This is a genomic window from Synechococcus sp. SynAce01, assembly GCF_001885215.1.
GTDB lineage: Bacteria > Cyanobacteriota > Cyanobacteriia > PCC-6307 > Cyanobiaceae > Regnicoccus > Regnicoccus frigidus.
Map to the genome: position 1 here is coordinate 427,652 of NZ_CP018091.1, position 26,713 is coordinate 454,364.

At 63.8% G+C, this 26,713-nt stretch carries 24 protein-coding genes and 1 pseudogene; 12 read left to right on the plus strand and 13 right to left on the minus strand.

Annotation, left to right across the window (positions count from 1 at the left end; all coding sequences use genetic code 11):
- Positions 1-218: 218 nt before the first annotated feature.
- Both BM449_RS02260 and BM449_RS02265 read left to right on the plus strand, forming a co-directional pair.
- Entirely contained in the window at positions 219-1,934 is a 1,716-nt protein-coding gene (locus tag BM449_RS02260) for a DEAD/DEAH box helicase (protein ID WP_233831215.1), read from the plus strand.
- Between the two features lie 106 nt (positions 1,935-2,040).
- The gene (locus BM449_RS02265) at positions 2,041-2,295 is read left to right on the plus strand and encodes a hypothetical protein (RefSeq protein ID WP_145536636.1); all 255 of its coding nucleotides are present in this window, start codon (positions 2,041-2,043) and stop codon (positions 2,293-2,295) included.
- 9 nt (positions 2,296-2,304) lie between these two features.
- Here the strand turns inward: BM449_RS02265 and BM449_RS02270 are convergent, their stop codons facing one another.
- Positions 2,305-2,505: a hypothetical protein gene (locus BM449_RS02270; RefSeq protein ID WP_071799905.1), complete on the minus strand. Its 201-nt coding sequence runs from the start codon at positions 2,503-2,505 to the stop codon at positions 2,305-2,307.
- A gap of 237 nt (positions 2,506-2,742) precedes the next feature.
- Positions 2,743-2,937: a hypothetical protein gene (locus tag BM449_RS02275; protein ID WP_071799906.1), complete on the minus strand. Its 195-nt coding sequence runs from the start codon at positions 2,935-2,937 to the stop codon at positions 2,743-2,745.
- 124 nt (positions 2,938-3,061) lie between these two features.
- Here BM449_RS02275 and BM449_RS02280 point away from each other — a divergent pair, with 124 nt between their 5' ends.
- The 3 genes from BM449_RS02280 to BM449_RS02290 all read left to right on the plus strand — a co-directional run bounded on the left by BM449_RS02280 (position 3,062) and on the right by BM449_RS02290 (position 6,616).
- Complete coding sequence (locus tag BM449_RS02280) at positions 3,062-4,858, plus strand: ABC transporter ATP-binding protein (protein ID WP_071799907.1); 1,797 nt, start codon at positions 3,062-3,064, stop codon at positions 4,856-4,858.
- Between the two features lie 85 nt (positions 4,859-4,943).
- Positions 4,944-5,576 (plus strand): ParB-like protein, encoded by a 633-nt coding sequence (locus tag BM449_RS02285; protein WP_071799908.1) that lies wholly within the window; start codon positions 4,944-4,946, stop codon positions 5,574-5,576.
- Between the two features lie 125 nt (positions 5,577-5,701).
- Positions 5,702-6,616 (plus strand): LCP family protein, encoded by a 915-nt coding sequence (locus BM449_RS02290; RefSeq protein ID WP_311134188.1) that lies wholly within the window; start codon positions 5,702-5,704, stop codon positions 6,614-6,616.
- A gap of 3 nt (positions 6,617-6,619) precedes the next feature.
- Here BM449_RS02290 and BM449_RS02295 read toward each other — a convergent pair whose 3' ends face one another.
- Positions 6,620-7,657, minus strand: a complete 1,038-nt coding sequence (locus tag BM449_RS02295; RefSeq protein ID WP_071799910.1) for an FAD-dependent oxidoreductase — start codon at positions 7,655-7,657, stop codon at positions 6,620-6,622.
- A gap of 3 nt (positions 7,658-7,660) precedes the next feature.
- Positions 7,661-8,257, minus strand: coding sequence for a photosystem II reaction center PsbP (gene psbP, locus BM449_RS02300; protein WP_083544596.1), 597 nt, complete (start codon positions 8,255-8,257; stop codon positions 7,661-7,663).
- A gap of 129 nt (positions 8,258-8,386) precedes the next feature.
- On the opposite strand from psbP, the gene recR reads away from it, so the two are divergent.
- From recR to gap, 4 genes and pseudogenes are all read left to right on the plus strand, one after another.
- Positions 8,387-8,956: a recombination mediator RecR gene (gene recR, locus BM449_RS02305; protein WP_233830982.1), complete on the plus strand. Its 570-nt coding sequence runs from the start codon at positions 8,387-8,389 to the stop codon at positions 8,954-8,956.
- A 17-nt stretch (positions 8,957-8,973) separates the two neighbouring features.
- The gene (gene lipA / locus BM449_RS02310; RefSeq protein WP_071799912.1) at positions 8,974-9,903 is read left to right on the plus strand and encodes a lipoyl synthase; all 930 of its coding nucleotides are present in this window, start codon (positions 8,974-8,976) and stop codon (positions 9,901-9,903) included.
- Between the two features lie 231 nt (positions 9,904-10,134).
- Positions 10,135-11,278 (plus strand): annotated as a pseudogene (gene gltS / locus BM449_RS02315) (sodium/glutamate symporter).
- A 58-nt stretch (positions 11,279-11,336) separates the two neighbouring features.
- On the plus strand, positions 11,337-12,353 hold the full coding sequence (gene gap, locus BM449_RS02320; protein ID WP_071799913.1) for a type I glyceraldehyde-3-phosphate dehydrogenase: 1,017 nt from the start codon (positions 11,337-11,339) through the stop codon (positions 12,351-12,353).
- Here gap and BM449_RS02325 read toward each other — a convergent pair.
- The 9 genes from BM449_RS02325 to lysA all read right to left on the minus strand — a co-directional run bounded on the left by BM449_RS02325 (position 12,344) and on the right by lysA (position 22,145).
- Positions 12,344-15,202 carry a cyclic nucleotide-binding domain-containing protein gene (locus BM449_RS02325; RefSeq protein WP_071799914.1) on the minus strand — a complete coding sequence of 953 codons (2,859 nt, stop codon included), beginning with the start codon at positions 15,200-15,202 and terminating at the stop codon, positions 12,344-12,346. The genes gap and BM449_RS02325 overlap by 10 nt on opposite strands.
- Before the next feature lie 35 nt (positions 15,203-15,237).
- Entirely contained in the window at positions 15,238-15,777 is a 540-nt protein-coding gene (locus BM449_RS02330; RefSeq protein ID WP_071799915.1) for a hypothetical protein, read from the minus strand.
- Entirely contained in the window at positions 15,774-16,754 is a 981-nt protein-coding gene (locus tag BM449_RS02335; RefSeq protein WP_071799916.1) for a DUF952 domain-containing protein, read from the minus strand. Before BM449_RS02335 ends, BM449_RS02330 begins: the two co-directional genes overlap by 4 nt.
- A complete protein-coding gene (locus BM449_RS02340; RefSeq protein ID WP_071799917.1) occupies positions 16,751-16,978 on the minus strand; it encodes a hypothetical protein in 228 nt (75 codons plus the stop codon). The genes BM449_RS02335 and BM449_RS02340 overlap by 4 nt, the downstream gene beginning before the upstream one ends.
- A 25-nt stretch (positions 16,979-17,003) precedes the next feature.
- Entirely contained in the window at positions 17,004-17,984 is a 981-nt protein-coding gene (locus BM449_RS02345) for a rhodanese-related sulfurtransferase (RefSeq protein ID WP_071799918.1), read from the minus strand.
- Positions 17,981-18,940, minus strand: a complete 960-nt coding sequence (gene bioB, locus BM449_RS02350) for a biotin synthase BioB (protein WP_071801875.1) — start codon at positions 18,938-18,940, stop codon at positions 17,981-17,983. Before bioB ends, BM449_RS02345 begins: the two co-directional genes overlap by 4 nt.
- A gap of 68 nt (positions 18,941-19,008) precedes the next feature.
- Complete coding sequence (locus BM449_RS02355; protein ID WP_071799919.1) at positions 19,009-19,845, minus strand: isoprenyl transferase; 837 nt, start codon at positions 19,843-19,845, stop codon at positions 19,009-19,011.
- Positions 19,842-20,705 carry a diadenylate cyclase CdaA gene (cdaA, locus tag BM449_RS02360; protein WP_071799920.1) on the minus strand — a complete coding sequence of 288 codons (864 nt, stop codon included), beginning with the start codon at positions 20,703-20,705 and terminating at the stop codon, positions 19,842-19,844. The genes BM449_RS02355 and cdaA overlap by 4 nt, the downstream gene beginning before the upstream one ends.
- A 24-nt stretch (positions 20,706-20,729) precedes the next feature.
- A complete protein-coding gene (lysA, locus tag BM449_RS02365) occupies positions 20,730-22,145 on the minus strand; it encodes a diaminopimelate decarboxylase (RefSeq protein ID WP_083544347.1) in 1,416 nt (471 codons plus the stop codon).
- A gap of 41 nt (positions 22,146-22,186) precedes the next feature.
- Between lysA and BM449_RS02370 the strand changes: the two genes are divergently transcribed.
- From BM449_RS02370 to BM449_RS02380, 3 genes are all read left to right on the plus strand, one after another.
- Positions 22,187-22,663, plus strand: a complete 477-nt coding sequence (locus BM449_RS02370; RefSeq protein WP_233830984.1) for a GNAT family N-acetyltransferase — start codon at positions 22,187-22,189, stop codon at positions 22,661-22,663.
- Between the two features lie 245 nt (positions 22,664-22,908).
- Complete coding sequence (locus BM449_RS02375) at positions 22,909-25,482, plus strand: ATP-dependent Clp protease ATP-binding subunit (RefSeq protein ID WP_071799921.1); 2,574 nt, start codon at positions 22,909-22,911, stop codon at positions 25,480-25,482.
- Positions 25,479-26,690, plus strand: coding sequence for an iron-containing alcohol dehydrogenase family protein (locus BM449_RS02380; RefSeq protein WP_083544348.1), 1,212 nt, complete (start codon positions 25,479-25,481; stop codon positions 26,688-26,690). Before BM449_RS02375 ends, BM449_RS02380 begins: the two co-directional genes overlap by 4 nt.
- Positions 26,691-26,713: the final 23 nt, after the last annotated feature.

The following is a 26,713-nucleotide window of genomic DNA, read 5'->3' on the forward strand; positions in this document are numbered from 1 at the left end:
TGTGTTGAAGGATCTCCCAGGCCTAAGCCTCGTCAATTTTTTCCGTGACCCAGCAGCCTTCCGCGTGCGAGAGCTTCGCGTGCTCTTCGGACGCCACCAGCCAACCGCAGCCTGACACCACCATTTCTGATTTGCCTGCATCCCTTCCTGCCACTCCCTTGGATACCAGCCCAGCAGCAACGCCAGAGTCTCCGGATGTTCCGGAGGCCCCTGAGACCATTGAATCTGGCCAAGGCGACGTTGAGATCGAAAACGGCTTCTCCTGTTTCGGCCTCAGCGAGCAACTCGTTAAGGCTGTTGTTCTCTGCGGCTACACCACTCCATCACCGATTCAGAAGGCTGCCATCCCTGAGCTGATGCTCGGCCGCGATCTGGTTGGCCAGGCCCAGACAGGAACCGGCAAGACAGCCGCCTTTGCCCTGCCCCTGCTCTCCAGGCTGGATCCCAACCAACGCACCCCCCAGGTGTTGGTGCTCACCCCCACCCGGGAACTCGCCCTGCAGGTTGCCGAAGCCTTCAACACCTACGCCAGCCAACTGCCCCAGGTGCGCATTCTGCCGATCTACGGCGGCGCCGATTTCCGTGATCAGATCGTCAGGCTGAAGCGTGGTGTTCAGGTAGTGGTCGGTACACCTGGCCGGGTCATGGATCACATGCGGCAGGGAACGCTCGACCTCTCCGGACTTCGCAGCCTGGTGCTCGACGAAGCCGATGAGATGCTGCGGATGGGCTTCATCGACGACGTCGAATGGGTGCTTGAACAACTCCCTGAGCAGCGCCAAGTGGTGCTGTTTTCCGCCACAATGCCCTCGGAGATCCGCAGGCTCTCCCGCAAATATCTCAAGGATCCAGCTGAAGTCACCATCCGCCAAAAAGGGGCCGAATCGAGCACCATTCGTCAGCGCCATCTAGTCGTCAATGGATCCCAGAAACTCGAAGCCCTGACCCGTGTTCTTGAGGCCGAAAGCAGCGAAGGGGTGATCATCTTTGCTCGCACCAAGGCCATCACCCTGGCGGTCTCTGAAGCCCTTGAACAGCATGGCTACGACGTGGCCGTCCTCAATGGAGACGTGCCCCAGAACCAGCGCGAGCGCACCGTCGAGAGGCTGCGCAGCGGTCAGGTGAATGTGCTGGTGGCCACCGATGTGGCAGCCCGCGGCTTGGATGTCGAGCGCATCACCCTGGTGATCAACTACGACATTCCCTTCGACAGTGAGGCTTACGTCCACCGGATCGGTCGCACCGGCCGTGCCGGACGCAGCGGTGACGCCATCCTGTTCCTGACACCAAGGGAAAGGCGTTTCCTCTCCGGTTTGGAGCGCACGGTGGGCAAGCCGATCGACTTGATGGAGGTGCCCACCAATGCCGACATCAACCAAAACCGGCTCGACAGGCTGCGTCAGCAGCTCACAGCCCTGGTTAAGACGCCGCGAGCTGCTGAACAGGAATTGGCCCTGCTCAGCGAGATTCTGCAACGGGTGGGTCGCGAGATCGAAGCCACGCCAGATGAACTGGCCCTCGCTGCCCTGCAACTGGCGGTCGGCACGAAGCCACTGTTGGTCCATGGCAACGAAGACTGGCAACGGTCCAGCGGTCAACGTGACAGGGAGCGCTCCCGTGACGGCGATGATCGCCGTGGCGACCGTCGTCGCCCCGAGCGACAAGGTCGCGAGGAAGGAGGCCACACTCCCGACGCCAACATGGAGCGTTTTCGCATTGAGGTGGGCTGGCGTGATCGGGTCAAGCCCGGCAACATCGTGGGAGCCATTGCCAACGAGTCCGGGCTCACCGGACGCAGCATCGGCCGAATCCAGATCTTTGACACCCACAGCACCATCGATCTGCCCCAGGGAATGCCTGAGGATGTCTTCGATGCTCTGCGGCGCCTTCGGGTGATGAACAAGGAACTGGAAATCAGTCGCCTCACGCGCTGAACCTCGTTGACCCTCTGACCGACGCATGACTTCGCCAGCGGCTGTGAGCCAATCCCTCTTGACGTTGATTTCTCCCAGCTGTTGGTGGCTCCAGCGCAGCGCGGCCTTGGCAGCAGTTGCTGGCCTGGCTTTTTCAGGCCTGGTTCCTGATCAGGCCATGGCCCAATCAGACGACGTGGTCGTGACCAGGCTCTGCCTGGCCGGGTTCAGTGCGGCTTTCCAGGCCGCCAGGCAGGTGGCGCCTCCCGGCATGAACACCTACGCCTGTTCCTGCTTCGTGGAGCAGATCAACCAGGGCTCTGACCTGGCCTCAGCGCAATCCACCTGCCGGGAGCGGGCGATCGCGCGTTATCGCATGTGATCCCTGGGATCAGGCGCATGTTCCAGTCAGGCCATCGGTGCAAAGAGAGGACACCTCCTCGAGGCTGATGGCTTCGAGTGAGGCGATCAGTGTGGGCTGAATGTCAGGACTTTCTGACATAATCAACGTGTGGAGGAGATCGAGTCGATCGGCCAGCGCCAATTCGCCACTCTCACTCCAGGCCAGGCTCCAGGGAACGGGGGCGGGCATTGGATCAGCTAGCAGAGTTAGGATTTGCTAACAATGGCTGAATTTTTCAGTGTTGGGGCCACTTCCCAGATTTTTTTCAACTTCTGTTGGGACATGTCCACCGTCCGCAGGCAGGCGCGCAAGTTGAAACTGACCAGCCAAGAAAAGCCTTAGCGAAAGCCAGGAACCACCCAGACAGAAAACTCGGATCGATCCCAATCCTTGATCGATCCCGCAGCGTCCCTGGCGGCACAAGCCTCAGACAGCGCCTTCAAGCAGATCGAGCAGCTCGTGATCCTGCTCGCGGCTAACGGCCAGGCGGCGCAGCTGATCGGGCGGCTGCAGCAGCAAAGCTTCACCTTCGTGATGCTCGGGCAGGGCCGCTCTGAGGGAGCGGCGGCGAAGTTTGGCTGTCCAGCGCTGGGAGCGGTTGTAAGAGCGAGAGCGTGTCATGGCGATGGCCTCAATCGCAGCCCATTTGTTCTAGCTGGAATGGCCAAGGGAAACAGCTCAGTTCAAACACAAGCCAACGCGCCGGGTTGAATGGCTTTCATCCGCCGAACGCTCAACCCCATCCATGGCCCCATCGCCACCCTCTCCAGCCCTCCAGCGTCTGCTGGCCACGCTGCGTCCCCACAGGCGTCTGGTCTGGCTGGCGGCGCTCTGCTCGGTGCTCAACAAACTCTTCGACCTGGCCCCACCGGTGCTGATCGGCCTGGCGGTCGATGTGGTGGCCAGACAACAGAACTCCTGGCTCGCCGGGATCGGTATCGGTGGTGTTCCCTCCCAGCTGGCCCTGCTGGGGGTGCTCTCGTTCCTGATCTGGAGCGCTGAATCCCTGTTCGAATACCTCTACGGGCTGCTCTGGCGCAACCTCGCCCAGACCGTGCAACACGAGCTGCGCCTGGAGGCCTACGACCATCTCCAGCGCCTTGAGATGGCCTTCTTCGAGGCCGGCAGCAGCGGCCGTCTGCTGGCCATCCTCAATGACGACATCAACCAGCTGGAGCGGTTTCTCGACCACGGCGCCAACGAACTGCTGCAGCTTGTTACCACTGTGCTGGCGGTCGGCACGGCGATGGCGGTGCTCTCCCCAGGGGTGGCCGGGGTCGCCTTTCTGCCGATCCCGGTGATTCTCTGGGGGTCTGTGATCTTTCAGAAACGCTTAGCCCCCCGCTACCGGGACGTGCGCGAGAAAGCCAGTGATCTCAACAGCAGCCTGGTCAACAATCTCGGCGGGATGCTGACGATCAAGAGCTACGCCGCAGAGGCCTGGGAACTCGGTCGGATCGGCTCCTTAAGCGACGCCTACCGGCGCAGCAACCGCCGCGCGATCCAGCTCTCGGCCGGCTTCATTCCCCTGATCCGTTTCGCGATTCTGTTCGCCTTCGTGGCGATCCTGGTGATCGGCGGCCTGCAGGCCTGGCGAGGAACGATTGCCATCGGCAGCTACAGCTTTCTGGTATTCATCACCCAGCGGCTGCTCTGGCCGCTCACCACCCTGGGCCGCACCCTCGACGACTACCAGCGGGCGATGGCCTCCAGCGACCGGGTGCTCGACTTGCTCGCCACCCCAATGGCGATCCCAAGCGGTGATCGACCCTTGCCACTGCAGGAGGTCAGAGGAAGCCTGGAATTCCGCCAGGTCAGCTTCGGCTACGGCGGCCGCGAAGGATTGATTGAGAACTTCAACCTGACCATTCCAGCTGGCCATACCGTCGGCATCGTCGGGGCGACCGGCTCGGGCAAGAGCACCTTGGTGAAGTTGCTGCTGCGGCTCTACGAGGTGGATCAGGGCGAGATCCTGCTGGATGGGTTGCCGATTCGTGATCTCAGGCTCGACGACCTGCGGCGGGCGATCGGACTGGTGAGTCAGGAGGTGTTCCTGTTCCACGGCAGCGTGGCCGAAAACATCGCCTACGGCAGCTTTGGGGCCACCCCGGCGGCGATAGCCCGTGCCGCCCAGCTGGCTGAAGCCAGCGGCTTCATCGACGCCCTCCCTGAGGGCTACGACACCGTGGTGGGCGAGCGCGGCCAACGCCTCTCGGGCGGGCAACGGCAACGCATCGCCCTGGCCAGGGCCATCTTGAAGAACTCTCCCGTGCTGATCCTCGATGAGGCCACCGCGGCGGTCGACAACGAAACCGAGGCGGCGATCCAACGCTCCCTGGAGCTGATCACCGCCGAACGCACCACCCTGGTGATCGCCCACCGGTTGAGCACCGTGCGCCACGCCGATCGCATTGTGGTGCTGGAGGCAGGCCGGATCATCGAGAGCGGCCAGCATGAAGACCTACTGCAGCGAGGAGGCGTCTACGCCAGCCTCTGGCGTGTTCAGGCGGGATTACGGACCGATGAAGCCCTCAGCCTCTGAGATGGGGCCTTTCAACGCTCTTCGCGCGAATGTTGCAGCATGGAGTCGAACTGACTGCTGTCACCAGGCCGCTGCGGCCACGCCCATGGCGCTCAACTCCGGCTCGTTTCACCTGTTGCCCTCTCCACAGGGTGAGCTGTTCGAACTTCCGCTGCGACGCCTTCAACCGACCCAGTTCTGCCTTGGCTTGGCGGAGGTGCGGGCCCGGGCGAACGATTTCCGGCTCGAATCGATCGAAAGCCGGCGCCGCTATCTCAAAAGCCGGCCTGTGCCGGTGGCGGTGAGCAGTGCTGGCGAGCACTGGATGATTGATCGCCATCACCGGCTCAGGGCCCTGCTGGATGTCGACCCCTCCGGGACGGTCTTTTGTGCGGTGGTTCTGGAGCTCAAAGGAGCCAGCCGGCTCCATTGCCTCGAAGAGCTCAATCGCCGGGGCTGGCTCTATTTGCAGGATGGCCAGGGGAACGGTCCCTATGCCCCTGAGCAACTCCCCCAAAGCCTTGAAGCGATGCAGGACGACCCTTACCGCAGCCTGGTCTGGAAGCTCAAGCAGGAGGGCCTGATCAAGGCACAGCCGGCCGTGCCATTTCTCGAATTTCACTGGGGCGCCTGGTTGAGGCGGCAAGCCCTGCCGCCCTTCAGCTCCAGCGAGCTGGATCCCGCCCTGGTCCAGGCCCGCCTACTGGTCCGCAGCCGGGCCGGCTCGGGGATCCCTTGACGCTGATGCCAAAGCAATGTGTTCTGTAGCGGGTGAATTCAAATACCATTTGTGTACTCCACCCCCTAACGCCACACTCAGGGGTTGGGAACCAACGCTTTAACGCCCCTCGGGCATCGTCAGCCTTGCCATTCCAATCCAAACGTCCCAAGCCGAGCCGTCCCTGGCCCGTGTTTTTTGCCATGGTGCTTGGCCTCAGCGGAGGCTTGTTTTTGGCGGCTCCCCTGTCTGGCTTGCTGGCCGGCGACGAAGTCCGTGGGACCAGACCGCTCAGCAATCCGTTTGGCCGCTGGGTCGATACCGATCAAGACCTGCTCGTGCTTGGTTCAGATATGAGCGGAGCCAACACCGATGTGATGTTGACCCTTCGGGTCGGTGAGGGCCGCACCACGATCACCCAGGTACCGCGTGACACCTACATCAATTCCGATCGGTTTGGCCCCCTCAAGGCCAACGCCCTCTACGCCTACGGCGGCACCGAGGCCGTCAAGCAGGAGCTTTCCGATCGTCTGGGCCGACCGATTGGCCACTACCTGATCATCAAGTTGGGAGCCATCCGCCGCATGGGAGACGTGCTGGGCGGCGTTGAAGTCGATGTCCCCAAACGGATGTACTACGTCGACAACAGCCAGGGCCTCTACATCGATCTCCAACCCGGACGGCAAACGCTCAAAGGTCGGGATCTGGAGGGCTTTCTGCGCTGGCGCCACGATGAGAACGGCGACATCGGCCGTATCGATCGCCAGAAACTTGTGCTGGCCGCACTGTTCTCCAAAATCATCCGTCCGGAGAATCTGGTTCGGCTTCCCAGCCTGCTCGCGGCTGCTGGCGATGATGTCAAAACCGATCTCGGCCCGATGCAGATCGGTGGCCTGATCACGGCAATGGCCACCACCACGTTGACAACCGAACGCATCGGCGGCCGGCCCTTCGATCGCGACGGCATCAGCTACTGGGAAGCTGACTGGCCCGCCGTCACCGCTGGCAGCAACTCCAAGGGCGAAGGATCAGGCGAAGGCCGGTATCGCTTCTTGTTCTGACGCTCAGGCGGCGGCCAGATCAGCAGCCAGCTGCTCGGCAAGCGCCGGAGCCGTTGCGAACGGTCCACTGAAGCCCGCGAAACTCCACAACCCCGGCGCCGCCGCTATCGGACCAACCAAAGGCCCGCCATCGGCGCAGAAGGCCACCGGCACCTGGCGATAGTCGGCATCAAGGCGCGCAAGGGCTGGATCCAGCAGCGCCAGCCCTCGGCGCAAGCGTTGCTCCATCCGCGTGGGATCGGGAGGCACAAGACCTCCGGGGCCGGCGGGCACCAGTGTGATCTGCCCCAATAAAGCCCCGCTCCCCCAGGGGGCCAGGCCAGCATCAACAATCCAGGCGTCCTGCGTCAGCGCGGCGGACCTGGCCTCCAGGGCCGGCCGGCGCCAGGCACGCGGTTGCACGACCCTGCCGCGCCGCACCTGCTCAAGCCAGGGATTGCCAGCGGGAAGATCCCTGACAATCAGCACACCGGCCCAGCTGTGACGCAGGTTGGACACAAGAGATGGCCACAGACTCCGGCAAAACGCTCCTGCGGCCAGAACAACCTGGCTGGACTCGAGGCTGGCGGATGGCGAGGGGTCCGGCCCAGCCAACCGCAGGATCCAGCCCCCCCCTGGACGTGGCTGCAGGTTCAGCACCCGGGCGTCGAGCTGGTTCACCCCGGCGGCGGCAAGAACCCTTGGCAGGGCAGCCGTGAAGCGCCTACTGTCCACTTGCCCCACAGGCAACGCGGCGCTGAGCAAGGCAAGGGCTGGCGGTGGCAGTTGGTCAAGCCATCCGCCCCAGCTGTGCAGCACCAGCCCGCTGGCAGCAAAGCCCAGCGGGCCATGACACGACTCCAGCTGCCGCCAGTGACGGCGAGCGGAGAAGCCAAGCATGGCTCCGTAGCTCAGTGAGGTGGCCGAGCCAGGTGGATCCGCCGGATCTTCGGCTGGTGCCACCAGGGTGACGGCCAGACCGCGGCTGATCAGGGCGAGGGCAACCAGCACACCGGCCAGGCCACCGCCCACGACAACCACCGCATCGCGCGGCGCTGCCATGGCTCAGATCTGCAGGGTGAAGGAGGTGATCACGTTGTGGAACAAGTCGCTCACTTTGGGCCAGCGGGCTTCGTTGGTGCTCGCCGCCAGGGTGTACAGACGGCCACGGTCAACAACAACGGTGGCCAGTTCGTGCCGGTCCCGATCGGCGAGATGAACGGCGTACTCCAGGTCATAGAAGGTATGGCCGCCATCCTCACGCTCGATCGCCTCGACCAGTTCGGCCTGGCGGCCACTGCCTTCTGGGGCAATCACAATCCGGCCCAGCTTCTCTCCCACCGCCACGGCGCTACCGAGATTCTCGAGGCTGTTGGTGTCATTCACATCGGAGATCACCAGGCTGAGGGTCTCGTCGCTGTTGATCAGATCGTGGAAGACCACCTGGGGACCGTCGCTGACGGCCACCCGATTCCAGCCGGTGGGATAGAGAAAGGCGTAGCGGCCATCGGGGCTCTGAAAGGTGTTCAGGCCCGCCCCCGACGCACTGCAGCCGCTCAGACCGGCCCCGATCAACAGGGCAGCGAGAACCCAGCTGAACAGGCGGGTGAGGAACGACGACGGCAACGACAAGGGCAGCACAGGGGAAGGGGACGGAGCCATCAGCTGACGACCGGTGCGAGGGAGGTGCCAGAGCACCGCCGCCATTCTGAACCGTGCCAGGACGCAGGCCCCTAGATTCCGGCCAGTTGCGGCGGTTCTCTGAGCGGCTTCACCCGCCCACTGGCCCGGTTGATCGACCAGTTCGAGCGATTGCCGGGGATCGGGCCTCGCACGGCCCAACGCTTGGCCCTGCACCTGCTCAGGCAGCCCGAAGAACAGATCCATGCCTTCGCCGATGCCCTGCTGGCGGCTCGCAGCCAGGTGGGCCAGTGCAAACGCTGTTTTCACCTCTCGGCTGAGCCCCTTTGCGAGATCTGCCTGAATGAAACGCGCCGCAACGGCCAGCTCTGCGTGGTGGCCGATTCACGCGACCTGCTCGCCCTGGAGCGCACCCGGGAATTCAAGGGGGCATATCACGTGCTCGGCGGTTTGATCTCGCCGATGGATGGGGTCGGACCAGACCTTCTGCATGTCCAGTCGCTGGTGCAGCGGGTGGACAGCGAGGACATCAGCGAGGTGATCCTGGCGCTGACCCCGAGCGTGGAAGGTGACACCACCAGCCTCTATCTGGCCAGGCTGCTGCGGCCGTTCACCCCTGTCAGCAGGATCGCCTACGGCCTGCCGGTAGGCAGCGAACTGGAGTACGCCGATGAGGTCACCCTGGCGCGAGCCTTGGAAGGCCGCCGCAGAATGGATTAGCGATGGCAAGGGATGCAATGAATCCAGCGGCGCAAACGGTCACCGGCCGTCGCCACAGCGCCATCGCCCCGGCCGAGCGGCTGCCGCCATGGCTGCGACGACCGATCGGCACGGCCTCAGACCTCGAGGCAGTTCAGGAGGTGGTCAAACAGCAGCGGCTGCACACGATCTGCGAAGAGGGCCGCTGCCCCAACCGGGGCGAGTGCTACGCAGCCGGCACCGCCACCTTCCTGCTGGGCGGTCCGATCTGCACCCGCAGCTGCGCCTTCTGCCAGGTGGAGAAGGGCCAGGCTCCGGTTCCCTTCGATGCCGACGAGGCCGAACGGGTGGCCGAAGCCGTTGACACCCTCAAGCTGCGCTACGTGGTGCTCACCGCTGTCGCCCGCGACGACCTGGCCGACCACGGCGCCAGCCTGTTCACCGGAACAATGGCGGCGATACGGCGCCGCCATCCCCAGATCGCGATCGAGGTGCTCACCCCTGATTTCTGGGGCGGCCATCGCGGCGAAGCGGAAGGTGTGGCGGCCCAGCAACAGCGCCTGGGCGTAGTCCTGGCGGCAGAGCCGGTCTGCTTCAACCACAACATCGAGACGGTGCAGCGACTGCAGGGGCAGGTGCGCCGTGGTGCCACCTACTCCCGTTCCTTGGGATTGCTGGCGGCCTGCCGGCAGCTGGCCCCCGCCATCCCAACCAAATCAGGCCTGATGCTGGGCCTGGGCGAAACGCTCGAGGAGGTGATGGAGGCCCTGGCCGATCTCCGGGGCGTGGGATGCGAGCGCGTCACCATCGGGCAATACCTGCGGCCTTCCCTGGCTCACCTGCCAGTGGATCGCTACTGGCGACCCGAGGAATTTATGAAGCTGGGAGAGCTGGCCCAAGGCCTGGGCTTTAACCAGGTGCGCTGCGGACCACTGGTGCGCAGCAGTTACCACGCCGGCGAGAACTAAGACGTCACATCTGCCGGGAGATCGGCGGATCTGATCAGTGGAACTGATCGGCAGATGTGATCAGCGGGGGAGTCAACAGGAAAAACAAGCCGGGCCACAGGAACGCACCAATTCAATTCGTTCTTTTCAATCAGGTCTTCTCAATCAGGTCTTCTCGATCAGTTCTCCACGAAATCACAACCCTGTTCCATACAATTTGAGAGCTTCGCCACCTTCAACATCGCCATCGTGGTGCTGGCCATCGGCCGCTGGCTCAACCAACGTGTCGCGATTCTTCGAGATTTCAATATCCCAGAACCGGTCACCAGAGGTCTGCTTGCTGCTGGCCGTCGTCCATGGTTTCACCGGGATCGAAGTCGGCTTCAACCTGGCAACCCGTGACTTCCTGCTGCCCTATTTTTTTGCCGCCATTGGCCTGAACGCCGACATCAAGACGTTGATCTCAGGCGGCCGACCGTTGCTGGTGCTGGTGGCGGTCACCATCCTTTACATGATTCTTCAGAACCTGACGGGGGTAGGGGTGGCCAGCCTGTTGGGTCTCAATCCGCTGATCGGCCTGCTGGGGGGATCGGTTTCGTTGCTGGGCGGCCACGGCACAGCCATTGCCTGGGCACCGCGGTTCGCCGCCAGCCATGGCGTCAGCAATGCCCTGGAAATCGGCATCGCCTGTGCCACCTTCGGTCTGGTGCTGGCCTCCTTGATGGGCGGCCCGATCGCTCGCCTGCTGATTCGTGGCAACAAGCTTCAACCGCGTCTGCCGCCAAGGGAATCCCGGCGGGAGTTGATCGGAGGCGAGGCCGAGTCGATCAGCTATTTCAGCCTGCTGCGCACGCTGTTCTGGTTGAACGTGAGCCTGGCCCTGGGCGAGGGGCTCCATGAAGCCTTACAAGCAGCCGGCCGCAATCTGCCGTTGTTCGTGTGCACCTTGTTTGGCGCCATCCTGCTCACCAACACCGTTCCCCGCCTGGGACGATTTCAGTGGCCAGCCAACAGCCGATCGCTGACGATCATCTCAGAGATTTCCCTTGGCATTTTTCTGACGATGTCGCTGATGAGTCTGCAGCTCTGGACGATCGCTGAACTTGCCGGGCCGATTCTCACCATTCTGGCGGCACAGTTCGTAGTGGCTTTCCTCTTCGCCATTGTTGTGATCTTCCGTGTGATGGGCCGCGACTACGAAGCTGCTGTGATCTGCTCAGGCTTCGGCGGCATCTCCCTCGGTGCCACTCCCACGGCGATGGCCAACATGGCAGCTGTAGCCCAGACCTACGGCCCGGCCCATCGCGCCTTCATCATCGTGCCACTGGTTTCTGGATTCTTCGTGGATATCAGCAATGCTTTGGTGATTCAGCGCTTCCTCAACTGGCTGGGCTGAATTCAGGCAACTGCTAGGTTGTGCTGGGATTGAATCGCAAGTTGGCAGAAAAACAACCATGACCATCAAGATCGGCATCAATGGCTTCGGCCGTATCGGCAGACTGGTGTTCCGCCGGGCGTTCGAAATCGAAGGAATCGAGGTGGTCGGCATCAATGATCTGATCGATATTAATTACATTGCATACATGCTTCGCTATGACTCAACCCACGGCCGCTTCAAAGGGGAGGTGTCGATCAGCGATGGCCAGCTGATCGTTAATGGCCGCAGCATCCGCGTGACAGCCGAGCGCGATCCCCGCCAACTGAACTGGGGGGATGTTGGCGCTGAGATCGTTCTAGAGGCCACCGGCCTGTTCCTCACCGATGCCACCGCCCGGGCGCACATCGAGGCAGGCTCCAAAAAAGTGGTGCTCTCCGCCCCATCAAAAGACGGCACGCCGATGTTCGTGATGGGGGTGAACCACAGCAGCTATGCCGGCGAAGATATCGTCTCCAACGCCTCCTGCACCACCAACTGCCTGGCGCCGATCGCCAAGGTGCTGCATGACAACTTCGGCATCAAGGACGGGCTGATGACCACCGTGCATGCCACCACCGCCACCCAAAAAACGGTGGATGGCCCTTCGGCGAAGGACTGGCGGGGTGGCCGGGGGGCAGGGCAGAACATCATTCCCTCTTCCACAGGCGCTGCCAAGGCGGTTGGCAAGGTGATCCCTGCCCTCAACGGCAAGCTCACCGGCATGGCCTTCCGGGTTCCAACCCCCGATGTTTCGGTGGTGGATCTCACCGTGAATCTGGAGCGGCCCGCCAGCTACGCAGCGATCAAGGCGGCGATGAAGGCGGCCTCAGAGGGCCCGATGGCGGGCATCCTCGGTTACACCGAAGACGCTGTGGTCTCCAGCGATTTTCTGGGCGAATCCTGCACCTCAATTTTTGATGCCAATGCAGGCATTGCCCTCACCGACACCTTCGTCAAAGTGGTGGCCTGGTATGACAACGAGTGGGGCTATTCCTGCAAATGCCTCGACCTGATCCGCCACATCGCCACGCCCACAGGGGGCCTTCAGGCCTGAACCGATCGCATGAAGCGCTGGAGATGGCGACTCTCCAGCTCCAGCACGCGCCGTGAAAAGTCCTGGTCGATAGCGAGCACGGCATCGAACGAATCGACAGGAACCGCCAGCAGGCGCGTGCCATCCACGGCCGCCTCGATCGTGTTTTCCGTTGAGCTGTGGGTGAGGACCTCCAGCTCATCGAGCACCTGGCCAGGCTTGAGCTGGTCGTCGCGGCGGGCCTCTCCCTCCCGGTAGCGCACCACCGCCTGCCCTTCGATCAGCAACAGCAGCTCGCGGCAGCGATCGCCCACTTCTGTGATCAGCTCGCCGGCGGCATAGCTGCGCAGTTCGGAGGCCTCCGCCAGGGATTCGAGCGTGTCACTTCTGGTGCGCCGGAAGAAATCACTGGCGGCCAGGAACACCCGTTTTTCAAGATCGGGAAGGGCGGCCAGCTCAGGCATTCGCGGCGCCCCCTCTGCTGACCCCTCCTTGGCCCCGGGGCTGAGCACCAGCGCGGCGGCCTGCCTCAGCAGTGGGGGAGAAGACGGAAGCAGAAATGCAGGGGCGCGGCTGCGGCCCCGCTGGCCATCGAGGCGGGCGATCAGGAGCAGGGCCGCCGCCGCGATCGTGGCGGAGCGATCCTGCAGCAGGCTGTCGAGGTGATCGAGGCTGGCCTCCAGCGGGATCTCCAGGGAGCAGGCGGTGGCCTCGGCGCCGGGGCTGCTCAGAGCTGCCAGCAGCTCGGGTGCCAGACGCTCGCGCCAGGTTTTCTGCTCCAGCAACTCCAGCAGCACCAGGGGCGCAATCCGTTGCAGACGCTCGACCAGACCCGGCAGTTGCGGGTCCCCCTGCAGGCTGATGAAGGCCTCAAGAATCGCTGCCACGCTCAGTTCCTGCCGGTGGCGGATGTGATCGGCAAGCAGGGTGCGCACGAACAAAGGCTGCTGTGCCAGCGAGGGCTGGTGCAAGGCGCGGAAGGCCTCTATCAAGGCGGGCAAGCGCTGCAGCAGCACGTCGGCCCTGTGGGCCACACCCTCGGTGGGCTGGAGCATGCCAAGGATGCTTTCCTGCTCCTGTGCCGTGATCGAAAACTGGCGCTTCAGGGAATCTCGTGCAGCAGGATCGGCCGCCTGGGCCTGGCGGCCCTGCAGCAGGACCAGCCGCTCCAATGACTTGCGATAGCCACTCAGCCGTACCTGATCCTCAAGGCTGCGCCGGCTGTCGGGATCGAGCAGGGCCGGATCCTCCACCCCGAGTTCCTCCAAGAGTTGCTCATGTTCGGCATCGGCAATGCCGAGCTCCCGGCGCATTTGCCTGAGCACATCCAGGCTGCTGGAGACGTTCACGTAGCCCTCAGCCAGGGCGTCTCGCACCACGCCTTTGTAGGCCTCCTGCCGCTTCTCACGGGTGAATCCAGGCAGCACCTTGGCGAGCACATAGACCTCATGGGTGTTCAGATCCCGCAGGGTGCGTCCATCAAGGAACTGCCCAACGTTGAGCTGCAGCCGCTCGAGTTGCTTGCGAAAGCGGCTGGCCAGATTCTCGCGGCCATAAAGATCGGGATCACGATTCCAGGCCCGGTATAACCACAGCGTGCTCAGCATCACCAGCAGCAGGTCAAGCAGCGCTTGCAGAGGCAGGGGCAGCAGCAGAATCAGGGGCCGACCGGAAAAGATAAAAAAGACATTGAAGATCCCGAATGTGCAGAGACAGAACAAGCGATGCCGCACCTGCAGGCTCTGGTCAGATTCCAGAGCTGAATCAGATTGCAGGGAAGAATCGGAAGACTGGCTTGCACGGTTGTGGTTTTTTCGGGCGCACGTTTCTACCCAGTGACCGATCCGGATCCCCAGCCAGGTGCAGAGCCCCAGCACCAAGGGCACCGCCACGAGGCGTGGCAGGTTGATCGGCTGACCAAACAGAAAAAGGCCCGGACTGAGCAGGGTGGCGAGTTGATCACTCTGGCGGATCCAGGCCCCTGAAAAATAATAAGCCCAGTTGCCGGCATAGAGGTAGTAATAGAGGAAATAACCGATCACCAGGCCCACGTAGCCATAACGATCAAAGCCGGCTGTGGGTTGAGCCAGTGCTGCCCAATACATCCGCTCGGCATCGATGTCGATGCAGGGTTGCTGGCAGGCCACGCAGGCGCTCTGCTCGGAACCATCCGGCAGCACCGTGCGGCACATCGACTGGGTGATCAACTGCTCGCTGGTGTGGGCTTTGCTGCCCAGCAATCCGCTGGGTGTGGAGTAAACCGCTTGCACTGGGGCCATCGGACAGAAGTATTGGCACCAGGCCTTGCCGCCGAACAGATAGCCCACCGTGATCGCACAGGCGATCGTGAACAGCAACCAACCAGCCAGCACCAGTCGATCGGCATTGAAGAACAGCAGCCGGCCGCAGAGACCGACGAACAACCAGCCGAATTGCAGCCGCCCGTAGTGACGGCCAAGCCAGGAATCGGGAGGCACTTTGGCCAGCTCCATCCGTTTCTTGCCGCTCTTGGCGTTGATCCGCTCGAATTGCCGTTGTAAGCCCAGCGCCCGGGGGATCTGGGAGAGGAAGGAGAGCGGGCAGATACGGCGCCAGAACTCGTGGCCGAAGACCAACAGAATGAAGACAGCCGAAGGAACGATCGCGCCCCAGAACAGCGTGGTGCCCAGGGGATAGGGCCGATCGACCCGGCAGACACCCTGAACCTCAACGCAGGCCCCAGACAACCGCAAGGGGCTCCAGGGATGGGTGGGTTCCGTCAGTGCCGCCGACCAGGGGTCATAGAACAGCGAGGCGATGATCAGAAGCCAGCCGGCAGTCAGAAACCAGCGCACCAGGTGCATCCGCGACTCCGCAATCTGGTTCGCCATCCCTCGGCCAAAAGAGTGGGGCGAAGCTAACCCGCTTAGCGCAGATCTGAAGGACTGATCTGGAGCGGGGTCAGGATTGCACGGCATCGCCGCAAGCCTTCCTGGCAATCTGCCGCCATCAGCAGACCTGCCCCGCCCCAGAACACCCGCAGAACCAAGTCGAGAGGCCCACTGCCCACCGCCCGGCCAGGCACGAATCCAAAACGCCGGAAGTAGCGCACCAGGCGCTGATGTTGTCGCTGTTCATCCCGAATCGCCAGCAGCTGGGCTCGGCGGCAGGGCGTTTGCTCCAGGGCCCAGGCAAAGGTGGCGGCCCAGATCAGCACCCCGACGATCCGGTCGTCGGAGCGCACCCGCAGGGTGTCGAGATGGAGGCCAGAGGGGAGCGGCAGGGCCCAGCCCTTGAGCTCACCGAGTAACTCCGCCGCTTCCCCCTGCCGGCAGCGGGCCACCCCGACCCGCAGGCCCCAGACCCCCAGGCGCCGGCCAACCTGGAGGCGAAGGCGCAGACCGCGTGCCGCGGCCAACAGCTCGATCGCGGCGAGGCTGGGCAGGCCTGGGGGCAGGTCGCTCATGCCGGGTAACGCTCCACCGCAAGCACCGCGCCGATGGGCAGGGGACCGTAGAGATGGGGGAAGCGTTCACCGCCAGGCGGCACCGGCTCCAGCTTCAGGGGAGCCGTGAGCCGGTCGGGATCAATGGTGAGCAGCCGCACCGCCCCGGCATCGGCGTAGAAACGCTGGTAGGTGGCGGCCAGCTGGTGAGCCCAGCTGGCGTGGATGAATCCCACCTGCTCCAGGCTCTGGCCCCGGGTCGAGCGGAGATACACCCCTGCCGCCTCTGCCTCGTCCCATTCAGCGGCCAGTGCCAGGTGGTAAAGGAAACGGGGAGAGCGCCAGCGCAGTTGCTGGCCCATCACCGCCGAGAAAGCTTCGCTGGCCAGAAAACGCTCGAGCCAGTGCTGCAGGGGCCCAAGCCCGGGCTCGTTGTCGAAGCCGGCCGGGTCGGCCAGGCGGAACTGACGCACGAACGGCAACAGGGCCAGATCGGCAAGGCAGGGGCGCGAGCCCAGCAGCCAGCCGCCGGCCCCAGCGGAAATCCCGGCGGCCAATGCCGCGTTCCAGCGATGCAGAACCGCCAACGCGGCCTGGCGATGGGCCGTCGCATCGGCGCCCGGATAGCGACTGGCGTATTTGAAGCGATCGAGATGGCCCTTGAACGTTCCGTCATTGATCGCCACCAGTTCGTCGCTTCTGCGGGCCAGCTCGGGCTCGCCGCGTCGCAGCAGATCCTGGGGATCGGACTGCCCCAGCGCCCAGTGCATCACCTCCAGGCTCTCCTCAATCACCCAGACCGGCCGGCCGCTGCTCGCTGGGCCTTCCAGCACCGGCACCGTGCCCTTCGGTGACACCGCCAAAAGCTCGGCCGGCTTGGCCTGGAGGCTCACCTCGCGCAGCTCCACCGCCAGGCCAGCCGCGCTCAGGGCCAGCCGGGCGCGGATCGCGTAGGGGCAGCGGCGAAAACTCCACAGCACCGGAGCCTGGCCACTCACCGCGCGGCCAGGAGGCGTTGCAACGACGCAGAGACGCCGACACGCTCGGCGGGATCTCCAACAAGCGTTAGCTCGCCGGACTTCGGCCACCAGTTGAGGCGAAGATTGGTATCTGGCCCACCGAAAATGAACATCTCGAACTGACCTTTGTGTTCCCAGTGGCCCTGGCCATCGAGGGAATCCACCAGAACCTTGAGCTCATCAAGCGTGCCAAGGAATGTCATCGAGGCGGATCGCAGCAAAGCCAGTTTACGGAGCTGGACTGGCTTGGGGATCCACCGCCCAAGCTGCAGAACCGATGTGGTTCTCCCCCCGCCCGCGCGCCAGGGAGATCTGGCGTTGGCGCTCGGCGAAGCGAGCACAGTCGGCGTTGCTGAATTGGCCGATGCAGTGGTGGCAGCTCACCCCTTCCACGTAGCTGGGCTGCTGGCGATCGGCCAGCGAGAGGGGCAGCCCGCAGGCATGGCAAAGGCTGTGGCTGCCGGGCTCGAGCCGGTGATTCAGCGCCACGCGCTGGTCAAAGACGAAACACTCGCCCCGCCAGCGGCTCTGGCTCTCGGGCACCTCCTCGAGATAGCGAAGGATCCCCCCCTTCAACTGGTGCACCCCCTCGAATCCCTGCTGCTGGAGATAGGCCGTGGCCTTCTCACAACGGATGCCGCCGGTGCAGAACAGGGCCAGCCGGCGGGGCTGGCGCGCCGCCACCAGAGCGTGGAGATCGCGCTCCACCCAGGCTGGAAAGTCGCGGAAGCTGGCGGTGGCCGGATCGATCGCCCCGTCGAAGCTGCCCAGCGTCACCTCATAGGTGTTGCGGGTGTCGATCACCAGGGTGTCTGGGTCCGCGATCAGGTCGTCCCACTGCTGCGGCGGAACGTCGGTGGTCTGCCGTTGCGCCGGCTGGATCTCCGGCCGGCCCATGGTGACGATTTCAGCCTTGATCCTCAGCTTCAAGCGGTGGAACACCTGCCGCTCACTCCAGCTGAATTTGGGCTCAAGATCGGCCAGGCGGGGATCAAGGCGCAGCTGATCGAGAAAGCCACGCAAGCCAGTCTCAGGCCCGCAGAGCGTTCCGTTCAGACCTTCCTCGGCCAGCAACAGGGTGCCTTTCAGGCCAGCGGCCGCCGCCAGCGGCAGCCATTCGGCGCGCCGCTGGCGGAGCTCGCCGGGCTCGAAGCTCACGAACGCATAGAACGCCGCCACCAACCAGGGGGTATCGCCGGAATCGCTCACACCGTGTTGAGGCTGGGTACTTCCACGCTCACGCCCGCCGCCGCCAACAGGGCACGATCAGCCGCCACATCGGGGTTGCCCGTGGTGAGCAGGGTGTCGCCGTAAAAGATCGAATCGGCGCCCGCCTGCAGGCAGAGGATCTGGGCCTCACGGCTGAGCTGTTCGCGGCCGGCGCTCAGGCGCACCCGGCTGAAGGGCATCAGCATCCGAGCGGTGGCCACCATCCGCACCAGCTCCAGCGGATCGAGCGGTTCCTGTTGCTCCAGTGGTGTGCCCTCCACCGCCACCAGGGCATTGATCGGCACGCTCTCGGGGTGGGGATCGAGGTTGGCGAGCACCTGCAGAAGCCCGGCCCGGTCGGTGTCGCTCTCGCCCATGCCGATGATGCCGCCGCAGCAGACGGTCAAACCCGCCCGGCGCACCCTGGCGAGGGTTTCAAGGCGCTCCTGATAGGTGCGCGTGGTGGTGATCCGGCCGTAGAACTCGGGGCTGGTGTCGAGGTTGTGGTTATAGGCGGTGAGGCCAGCGGCAGCCAGCCGTTCGGCCTGCTGGTCGGTGAGCATGCCGGCGGTGACGCAGGCCTCCAGGCCCAGGGCCCGCACCCCGGCCACCATGGCGAGCATGGCGTCGAAGGGGGCACCATCGCGAATGTCGCGCCAAGCCCAGCCCATGCAAAAGCGATGGGCGCCTGCGGCCTTGGCAGCGCGGGCCCGCTCCAGCACCGGCTCCACCGCCAGCTCCGGGCGACCGCTGACATCGGCGCTGTGGTGCATCGATTGGGGGCAGTAGGCGCAGTCTTCTTCGCAGCCGCCGGTCTTGACGCTCAGCAGGGAAGCCAGCTGGACCCGATAGCCAGGATTGGCGGCCCGGTGCACCTGCTGGGCCTGCCAGAGCAACTCCAGCAGGGGTTGCTGCAGGAGATCTTCGATCTCCTGGCGGCTCCAGTTGTGACGCAGCGGAACCGGCAAGGTCTGATCGCCGTTAGCGGAGCTGACAGCGGCGGGTGAGGGGGCGGAGGGGGCGATCAAGACGGGACGTGGGAAGGGGGAGTGGGGGGAGCGACCGGCGCAGGGGCCGTGGCTGTGACACCGCCGAAGCGACGCTGGCGGTTCTGAAAATCGAGCAAGGCCTGCACCAGGGCCTGCTCGTTGAAATCGGGCCAGAGCACATCGGTGATGTGGATTTCGGCGTAGGCCAGCTGCCAGAGCAGGAAATTGCTGATCCTGTATTCACCACTGGTGCGGATCAGCAGATCCGGATCCACCTCCCCGACCGTCTGCAGCTGGCCGGCGAAGGCGGCTTCATCAATCGCGCCTGGATCGAGCTCACCCCGCGCCACCGCTTCGGCCAGCCGCCGGGCCGCCTGGACCAGCTCCCGCCGACCGCCGTAGTTGGTGCAGACGTTGAAGTGAATCCCCGTGTTGGCGGCGGTGCGGGCCGTGGCGGCAGTGATCAGTTGCTGCAGGCCCGGCGGGAGCTGCTCGAGATCGCCGAGGAAGCGGATCCGCACCTGCTCGCGCTCCAACCCCTCCAGCTCCCGGGCCAGAACCCGCTCAAACAGGGTCATCAGAAAACTCACCTCCTCGCCCGGCCGATTCCAGTTCTCGGTGGAGAAGGCATAGGTGGTCAGGGCGCTGATGCCCCAGTCACTGCAGAGGCGCAGGGTGCGTTTCAACGCCTCCACGCCTTCGCGGTGCCCCATCACCCTGGGCAGGTTGCGCTGGCGAGCCCAGCGCCCGTTGCCATCCATGATCACCGCCACATGGGCGGGCAGGCGGGCCGGGTCGAGCAGGGCCGGTAACGGCGCGATTGCTTGCCGGGACGCCTGGATCAGGTCAGTGGTCGCCAGGGAGCGACTCATGCGCGGGATTCGGGCGTGTCCTGCGTCACGCTACGCCCGGTGGGAAGGGGCACCACCGATCCATGGCCTGGCTTGGCAGGTGGTTTCGGAGCTGGCATCGCCAGGGCTTCGCTGAGCAGATCACGCAGCCGGCTGCTGGTGATCGGTCGCTCCAGGCGCCCCTGACGGGCCAGCGACAGGGTGCCGGTCTCTTCGGAGATGACGATGCACAGGCAGCGGTCAAAGCGCTCGGTGATGCCCATCGCCGCCAGGTGGCGGGTGCCATAACGGGCAATCCCCTGGCGCGACAGGGGAAGGATCACCCCGGCCGAGAGGATGCGGTTGCCCTTGACCAGCACGGCCCCGTCGTGCAGAGGCGTGTCGGCGGCAAACAGGTTGAGCAGCAGGTCGACGGAGAGCAGGGCGTCGAGCTCGATGCCGGGATTGAGAAAATCCTCAGGACGCAGATCACTGCCGAGATCCAGAAGGATCAGGGCACCGCGGCGGTTCTGGGAAAGGCGTCCGGCTGCTTCAGTCAGCAGGGCAACCGAACCGGAGAGGCCGGCATCAGCGCGTTGGCTGCCGAGTAACACACCCAGCCGGCCAGTGCCGAGCAGCTCCATCAAGCGCCGTAGTTCCCCCTGCCAGAGGATGGCCAGGGCCAGGCTGCAGCCGAGCACCACCGCTTCGAGCAGACGGGTGGTGAGGGGCAGGTTGGCAAAGCGCTGGACCACCCAGACCAGGGCGACCAGAAACAGCCAGCCGCGCAGCAGCCAGAGAGTGCGCGGCTCCCGCACCCTCGCCAGCAGGACCACTCCGAGGGCAGAAGCGAACAGAAGGTCGAGAACCAGGCGAATGTCCACAAACCCCAGCCAGCCCACAACAGGTCTTGTTCGTTGCCGTGCTCAGGGTACCGGCGAGAACCGCTCCGGTAAGAGGTCGTGGCGCAGCAGTTCGTCCGGCTGCTCCCGGGCCTGCACCAGCTCGGCCACGCCCCCCTGCACCAGCACGGCCGCCGGCCTGGGGATGCGGTTGTAGTTGGAGGCCATCGAGGCGTTGTAGGCCCCTGTGGCGAAGACGACGATCACATCACCCCGGCGGCTGGTCGGCAGGGCGAGGTCGTGGAGAAGCACATCACCGGATTCGCAATGCTTGCCCACCAGGGTCACGGTTTCGCTGGCAGGGGCGGTGGGCTGGTCGGCCAGAACAGCGGTGTACTGCGATTGATAGGTGATCGGCCGGGGGTTGTCGCTCATGCCGCCATCCACCGAGAGATAGGTGCGCAGGCCGGGGATCTCTTTACGACTGCCGAGGCTATAAAGGGTGAGACCAGCTGTCGCCACCAGGGAGCGACCTGGCTCACAGAGCAGGCGGGGCAGGGCTAGCCCTCGCTCACTGCAGGCGGCATTCACTGCTTCAGCCACGCCCTGCACCCAGGCCTGAATCGACGGCGGATCATCACCGGAGACATAACGAATACCGAGCCCTCCGCCCACGTTGAGATCACTGCAGGGATGGCCAAGCGAACGGGCGAGGGCGAGGGCCTCAGCCATCACGCCGGCGAGATCGTGGTGGGGCTGGAGTTCGAAGATCTGGGAGCCAATGTGGGCGTGAAGCCCTTCGAGGCGGGCCCAGCTGCAGCCGACCAGATGTTGCAGCACGGCCTCGAGCTGGTCGGGATCAAAGCCGAACTTGCTGTCGAGGTGCCCGGTGCGGATGTACTCGTGGGTGTGGCACTCGATCCCCGGCGTGAAACGCACCATCAGCCGCACCGGTTCAGGGCGGGCTGCCGCGAGCTCTTCAAGCAGCTCAAGGTCGAGCCAGTTGTCGACCACCACGGTCACCCCATGCTCCACCGCCAGTTCCAGCTCTTCGCTCGACTTGTTATTGCCATGCAGCACGATCCGATCGGCTGGCATACCGCCACGCAGGGCAGTAAGCAGTTCGCCGCTTGAAACGGCGTCAAGTCCCAGGCCTTCCGAGGCCACTAGAGCACTGAGTACCAGGCTGCTGTTGGCTTTGGAGGCATAGAGCGCCAGGGAAGGTCCGGGGTAATGGAGGGCCAGGGCGTCGCGATAGGCGCGGCAGCTGGCGCGGAGGGTGTCCTCATCGAGCACATAGAGGGGTGTGCCGTAGCGGCGTCCCAACTCGCTCAGGCCACAACCGCCCACTTCCAGCCGCCCGAGCGCATCAAGTCGCGCGCTGAGGGGGGCGAGGTTGCGGTTGGGGCTGAGCGTGTCCTGATTAGCCTCCAGCGCTGGCTGCAGACCCGGCTCGGCGGCGGCACGATCGAGTGGACTGAGCACGTTGAAGGAGGTCATTGTGATTGGCCTAGACCCTTGGGCTTTCAATCGTAAGGACCGTGGCGCACTCTGCTGAAACCTGGGTAGCGCAGCCACTGCCCAGGCCACTCACAACCAACGATCTCCAGGCCTGTGCCGCCCTCGACCGGCTGGCCCTCGGCGGTCTTTGGAATGAGACGCAGTGGCAGCGGGAGCTGGCTGAACCGGATCGACCCTGCCTGGGGCTCGGTGCAGGACCCACGCTTGTGGCGATCGCGGCGGGCTGGGTGATCTTCGATGAGCTGCACATCTCGCTGGTGGCAGTTGATCCCAGTGAGCAGCGGCGGGGCCTGGGCCGTCGCGTTCTTGAGGCCCTGCTGCTGAAAGGACAGGCCATGGGCTGCAGCCGCGCCACCCTGGAGGTAGCGGTAGGCAACGGGGCAGCCCTAGCCCTGTACGGCACGCTGGGCTTTTGCACCCAGGGACGGCGTCGCTGTTACTACCGCAGCGGCGAAGACGCTCTGATCCAATGGCTCAGTCTGGAAGCCAGGGATTGAAGCCAGCAGGCCTGGCCAGGGCGACATTACTGGGAAAGTGCCGGGACATTCGCCAAATGGATCGCCTCAAAGGTTCGGATTGCCGACCTTCAATGATGCGGAAGACCGCAAGATTTGGAAGGGCAAGCTATGAAGATCAACACCGTGGTGCCCTGTTCTGGCAATGACTTTGGCGATTCTTGCCGCGAATCCACCGGCACCCGCTTGACCCTGATAAGTTATTAGGACTTGCACAGGCACCGCCAATGTTCGAGCGGTTTACCGAGAAGGCCATCAAGGTCATCATGTTGGCCCAGGAAGAGGCTCGCCGTCTCGGCCACAACTTCGTTGGCACCGAGCAGATTCTGCTGGGCCTGATCGGCGAAGGCACTGGTGTGGCCGCCAAGGTTTTGAAATCCATGGGAGTCAATCTCAAGGACGCCCGGGTTGAAGTCGAAAAAATCATCGGCAGGGGCTCCGGCTTTGTGGCCGTCGAAATCCCCTTTACGCCGCGGGCCAAGCGAGTCCTGGAACTCTCGCTCGAAGAAGCACGTCAGCTTGGGCACAACTACATCGGCACCGAGCACCTGCTGCTTGGTCTGATTCGTGAAGGCGAAGGCGTCGCCGCACGGGTGCTGGAAAACCTTGGCGTTGACCTTGCCAAAGTGCGCACCCAGGTGATTCGGATGCTCGGCGAAACCGCCGAAGTGGCAGCGGGCAGCGGCAGCAAGGGCTCGACCAAAACTCCAACCCTCGATGAATTCGGCAGCAACCTCACCCAGTTGGCTGCTGAAGGCAAGCTTGACCCCGTGGTGGGACGCCACAACGAGATTGATCGGGTCATTCAGATCCTGGGTCGGCGCACCAAAAACAACCCCGTGCTGATCGGCGAGCCTGGCGTCGGCAAAACCGCCATCGCCGAAGGCCTGGCTCAGCGGATCACGGTCGGTGAGATCCCCGACATCCTCGAAGACAAACGCGTTCTTACTCTCGATATCGGCCTGTTGGTGGCCGGCACCAAATACCGCGGTGAATTTGAGGAACGCCTCAAGAAGATCATGGAGGAGATCCGTAGCGCCGGCAATGTGATCTTGGTGATCGATGAGGTTCACACCCTGATCGGCGCTGGAGCTGCGGAAGGAGCCATCGATGCCGCCAACATTCTCAAGCCGGCTCTGGCCCGGGGCGAATTGCAGTGCATCGGTGCCACCACCCTCGACGAATACCGCAAACACATTGAGCGGGATGCGGCCCTTGAGCGGCGCTTTCAGCCGGTGATGGTGGGTGAGCCGTCCGTCGTCGACACCATTGAGATTCTGCGGGGCCTGCGCGAGCGTTATGAGCAGCACCACCGCCTGAAGATCAGCGATGAGGCCTTGGTGGCCGCAGCCACCCTTGGCGATCGCTACATCAACGACCGCTTCTTGCCCGACAAAGCGATCGATTTGGTGGATGAAGCCGGCAGCCGCGTGCGCCTGATGAATTCCAAGCTGCCTCCAGCCGCCAAGGAGTTGGATAAGCAGCTCAGGGGCGTGCAGAAGGAAAAAGAGAATTCTGTGCGCGAACAGGATTACGGCAAGGCCGGTGAACTGCGTGACAAAGAAGTGGAGTTGCGCGAGCAGATTCGCCTCATCCTCCAGACCCGCCGCGAGGAAGAGCCCTCCGCAACGGAGGCAACCACCGACGTCGACCCTGCCGTCGCGGTGCCCGAAACTGCCGTCGCTATTGAGTTGCCGTTAGCGGGCGCTGATGGCGACCGCAGCCCGGTGGTCACCGAGGAAGATATCGCCCAGATCGTGGCGGCCTGGACTGGTGTTCCAGTTCAGAAACTCACCGAAAGCGAATCGGTGAAGCTGCTGAACATGGAGGAAACTCTCCACCAGCGTTTGATTGGTCAAGACGAGGCCGTCAAGTCGGTGTCCAAGGCGATCCGGCGGGCCCGGGTGGGTCTTCAGAACCCGAACCGCCCGATCGCCAGCTTCATCTTCTCCGGACCGACCGGCGTTGGTAAGACGGAACTCACCAAGTCATTGGCGGCCTATTTCTTCGGTAGCGAAGACGCCATGATCCGCTTGGACATGTCGGAATACATGGAGCGCCACACGGTCAGCAAGCTGATCGGCTCGCCTCCGGGTTATGTCGGCTTCAACGAAGGTGGCCAGCTCACCGAAGCGGTCCGCCGTCGCCCCTACACCGTTGTGCTCTTCGACGAAATCGAGAAGGCCCACCCCGATGTGTTCAATCTGTTGCTGCAGCTGCTTGAAGATGGTCGTCTGACCGATTCCAAGGGCCGGACGGTTGATTTCAAGAACACCTTGATCATCATGACCTCGAACATCGGTTCGAAGGTGATCGAGAAAGGTGGTGGTGGGCTCGGCTTCGAGTTCTCTGGTGCCGCCGCTGAGGAAACTCAGTACAACCGGATTCGTTCGTTGGTGAATGAAGAGCTGAAGCAATACTTCCGCCCTGAATTCCTCAACCGTCTCGACGAAATCATTGTCTTCCGTCAACTCAGCCGTGACGAGGTCAAGGAGATCGCGGAAATCATGCTGCGTGAGGTGTTTAGCCGCATTCTTGAGAAGGGCATCGAACTCTCAGTCACCCCGGCCTTCAAGGAGCGCCTGGTCGAAGAGGGTTACAACCCCAGTTACGGCGCCAGGCCCTTGCGCCGTGCCGTGATGCGCCTGCTCGAAGACAGCCTGGCCGAGGAGTTCCTCTCGGGCCGCCTCAAGGATGGCGATTCGGCTGTCGTCGACGTCGACGACGACAAGCAGGTTGTGATCCGTCCGAAGGGTGAAACCGTCGCGCCGCAACCCGAACTCGCTGGTGCTGGCGTCTGACCACTCTGGCCATCCAACACGCGATTGCACCTGCCGTCGTCCTTCGCGGCGACGGCGCCTGGGAAGCCGCCCTTCCCCGCATCGCCAGCCTCTGCCGACGTCCCTTGCTGCTTGGGCGCAGTGACTACACAGCTGCGCTTCGCCAGCAGTTGTTGGCTGATCTGGTAAGCCAGGGTCTCGCCCCCCTGGCAGCAGAGCTGCAGTTCGATTGCTGTGAAACCGATCTCAGCAACCTGGTTCAACAGATCACCAGCGCCAAGTCCAGCCTCAACGCCAAATCGCACACCGAGGCCATTGACGCGGTGATCGCGGTCGGCGGCGGCAAGGTTCTTGATGCCGGCAAGCTTTTGGCCCATCGCCTTGGCCTGGCTTGCATCACCGTCCCTACCAGCGCCGCCACCTGCGCAGGTTGGACGGCCCTGGCCAATCTCTATTCAACCGGCGGCGCCTTTGAGCGTGACGTGACCCTGGATCGCTGCCCCGATCTTCTGGTCTTCGACCATGCCTTGGTGCGCCAGGCGCCACCGGCCACCTTGACCAGCGGAATCGCTGATGCCATGGCCAAGTGGTACGAAGCGTCGGTCAGCAGCAGCAACAGTCCCGATGGATTGGTGCAACAGGCCGTTCAGCAAGCCAGGGTGTTGCGGGATCAACTGATGCTCGAAGCGGAGGAGGCTTTCCATAACCCCGGCAGCGAGGCCTGGGTGAGGGTCGCCGAAGCCTCTGCCCTCACCGCCGGACTGATCGGCGGCGTCGGTGGTGCCAGCTGCCGCACCGTTGCCGCGCACGCCGTCCACAACGGCCTCACCCAGCTGAGTGCCTGCCACGACAGTCTCCATGGCGCCAAAGTCGGCTTTGGTGTGTTGGTCCAGCTCAGGCTGGAAGAACTCCTCAGTGAGAATCGTTTGGCCGTCCAGGCGCGCCGTCAGTTGATCAGCCTGTTCCGCAAACTCAAGCTTCCCGTCTGCCTCGAAGACCTGGGCCTGAGCCGGGTGAGCCTTGAGGAGCTCCAACAGGTCTGTGCCTTCGCCTGCCAGCCCGGCTCCGATCTACACCACCTTCCCTTTGCGGTCAGCCCCACGGTTCTGTTGGCTGCCCTGGTCAGCACCACGGAAGGCTGCGAGGCGGCGCCCGAGCCACACCGAGCAGTCATCGCCCAAGCCGAACGGAGCCAACTTGAAGCCACTCGCACCGGACCGGACGCTTGAGCCTCTCCCCAACCCCTCCCCCT